The organism is Streptomyces sp. BR123, assembly GCF_013401435.1.
GTDB lineage: Bacteria > Actinomycetota > Actinomycetes > Streptomycetales > Streptomycetaceae > Streptomyces.
The window spans coordinates 1-2,699 of record NZ_JACBGN010000514.1 but is presented as its reverse complement, the minus strand read 5'-3'; the positions used below and the strand labels follow the sequence as shown (position 1 = coordinate 2,699).

Here is a 2,699-nt window from a genome sequence, read left to right as displayed (position 1 = left end):
GTCCCGGATCCCCCGGCCGGGACCCCCGCATCCGCGGACACCGCTACGGGCCCCGCAGCGGCGGGATCGCGGCGCTCACGGGTGTCGTCTGCGCCGCCCTGGCCTGGGCTGCCGGTCCGCGGCCCGAGACGGCCGTCTTCGCCGGGCTGGCGCCCGTGCTCGTCCTGCTCGCCCTCGTCGACCTCGCCGTGCACCGCCTGCCCGACGTGCTGACCCTGCCCCTGGCCGCCGCCGCGGCCGCCGCCCTCGGCGCCGCCGCCCTCGTGCCCGGAGCCGCCGGCTCCTGGCGGCTCGCGCTCCTCGGCGGGGCCGCGCTGGGCGCCGCGTACCTCCTGCTGTTCCTGATCAATCCCGCCGGGATGGGCTTCGGGGACGTCAAGCTGGCGCTCGCCCTGGGGGTCGCTCTTGGGTGGTACGGGTGGGGGGTATGGCTCTTCGGGGCCTTCCTCGGCTTCCTCTACGGGGCCCTCTACGGCCTCGGACTGGTCCTGCGCAGCCCCAATGGGCGGAAGCAGGCCTTCCCCTTCGGTCCCTTCATGGCGGCCGGCGCCCTCACCGGAGTGCTGCTGGGTGGTTTCGGAGAGTAATCATTCGGCGTGGATGCACGCATCACGCTTTACGAAGGGTTATGGTGGAACCCCCCCCTCGGGCCGGTCCGTATCCCCCCCACGGACCGGCCCGTTTTCTTTTTTGACCTTCTCACGCGTCCCCCTCGGCAAAAGTGCAGGTCAGCCGCGCTGGGCCCAGAGGTTGGTGCCGGGGGTGGAGACCGCGAAGGAGTCGATCTCCTTCAGTTCCTCCTCCGTCAGGGGCGAACCGGTGAGCGCGGCCACGTTCTCCTCCAGCTGCCGGACGCTCGACGCGCCGATCAGGGCCGAGGTCATCCGCTCGTCCCGCAGCACCCAGGTCAGCGCCAGCTGCGCCAGCGACTGCCCGCGCCGGGCCGCGATCTCGTTCAGGCCCTCCAGGCGGCGCTGCACCTCGGGCGAGAGCAGGCCCGGGTCGAGCGACTTGCCCTGCGCGGCGCGCGAGCCCTCCGGGATGCCGCCCCCGAGGTACTTGCCGGTCAGCAGACCCTGGGCCAGCGGCGCGAAGGAGATGCAGCCCATGCCGGCCTCCTCCAGGGCGTCCAGCAGCCGGTCCTCCTCCGTCCAGCGGTTGATCATGGAGTACGAGGGCTGGTGGATCAGCGGCCGTACGCCCATGCCGCGCAGGATCCGCGCCGCCTCCGCCGTCTGCTCCGCGGTGTAGGAGGAGATTCCGACGTAGAGCGCCTTGCCCTGCTGGACCGCGGACGCCAGGGCGCCCATCGTCTCCTCCAGCGGGGTCTGCGGGTCGAAGCGGTGCGAGTAGAAGATGTCGACGTAGTCGAGGCCCATCCGCTTCAGCGAGGCGTCCAGGGAGCCGAGGAGGTACTTCCGGCTGCCCCACTCGCCGTACGGGCCGGGGTGCATCAGGTACCCGGCCTTGGTGGAGACGATCAGCTCGTCGCGGTACGCCGCGAAGTCCTCTGCGAAGACCTTGCCGAAGTTCAGCTCGGCCGAGCCGGGCGGCGGGCCGTAGTTGTTCGCCAGGTCGAAGTGGGTCACGCCGAGGTCGAAAGCGCGGCGCAGGATCGCCCTCTGGGACTCCAGCGACTTGTCGTCGCCGAAGTTGTGCCAGAGGCCGAGGGAGATCGCGGGAAGCTTGAGGCCGCTGAGGCCGCTGCGACGGTACTCCATGGCGTCGTAGCGGGCGGGCTCTGCCCGATAGGGATTGTTATCAGTCACGTTGTCCTCTCTATCACGGACCTGTGACAGGCCGAGTTGGGTACCGGATCCCACCGCGCAGTAATGTGGCGGACCGGGGGACGGACCGCATTTCGCACGGGGGCACTGCACGGAGGGGCTCGAAGATCGTGAAGCTGCGCGACCTGGTGTACAGGCTGTACGCACGCCGGGTGGAAGGCCGCCTCGACCATGCCGCGTCGCCCAAGCACATCGGTGTGATCCTGGACGGCAACCGGCGCTGGGCGAAGGCGTCCGGAGGCACCACCGAACAGGGCCACCAGGCCGGGGCCGACAAGATTTCCGAAATGCTGGGCTGGTGCACCGAGACGGACGTCGAGGTCGTCACCCTGTGGATGCTCTCCACGGACAACCTGGACCGGCCGGAGGACGAGCTCCGCCCGCTCCTCAACATCATCGAGAACACCGTCCGGGGCCTCGCCGCCGACGGCCGCTGGCGCGTCCACCACGTCGGCAACCTCGACATCCTGCCCGCGCGGACCCAGACCGTGCTCAAGGAGGCCGAGCAGGCCACGCACGACGTCGAGGGGATACTCGTCAACGTGGCCGTGGGCTACGGCGGCCGGCAGGAGATCACCGACGCGGTCCGCTCGCTGCTGCTGGAGCACGCCGCCAAGGGCACCTCCATCGAGGAGCTCGCCGAGGTCCTCGACGTCGACCACATCGCCGAGCACCTCTACACGCGCGGCCAGCCCGACCCCGACCTCGTCATCCGCACCAGCGGCGAGCAGCGCCTGTCGGGATTCATGCTGTGGCAGAGCGCGCACTCCGAGTACTACTTCTGCGAGGTGTTCTGGCCGGCCTTCCGCAAGGTCGACTTCCTGCGCGCGCTGCGCGACTACGCGGCCCGCCACCGCCGCTACGGGGTCTGAGGGCGGGGGCGTCTGACGCCCCCTCGGCTCCCTCCACCCC

Annotated in this window: 3 protein-coding genes; 2 read left to right on the top strand and 1 reads right to left on the bottom strand. The window is 70.6% G+C overall.

The genetic code is table 11. The features are described 5' to 3' along the window. On the top strand, nucleotides 1-587 hold a 587-nt coding region (locus HYE82_RS35755), incomplete at its 5' end, for an A24 family peptidase (RefSeq protein ID WP_256988172.1). Between the two features lie 141 nt (nucleotides 588-728). Here HYE82_RS35755 and mgrA read toward each other — a convergent pair. Continuing rightward, on the bottom strand, nucleotides 729-1,769 hold the full coding sequence (gene mgrA / locus HYE82_RS35750; protein WP_179178393.1) for an L-glyceraldehyde 3-phosphate reductase: 1,041 nt from the start codon (nucleotides 1,767-1,769) through the stop codon (nucleotides 729-731). A gap of 128 nt (nucleotides 1,770-1,897) precedes the next feature. Here mgrA and HYE82_RS35745 point away from each other — a divergent pair, with 128 nt between their 5' ends. Next, on the top strand, nucleotides 1,898-2,659 hold the full coding sequence (locus tag HYE82_RS35745; protein WP_179178392.1) for an isoprenyl transferase: 762 nt from the start codon (nucleotides 1,898-1,900) through the stop codon (nucleotides 2,657-2,659). Nucleotides 2,660-2,699: the final 40 nt, after the last annotated feature.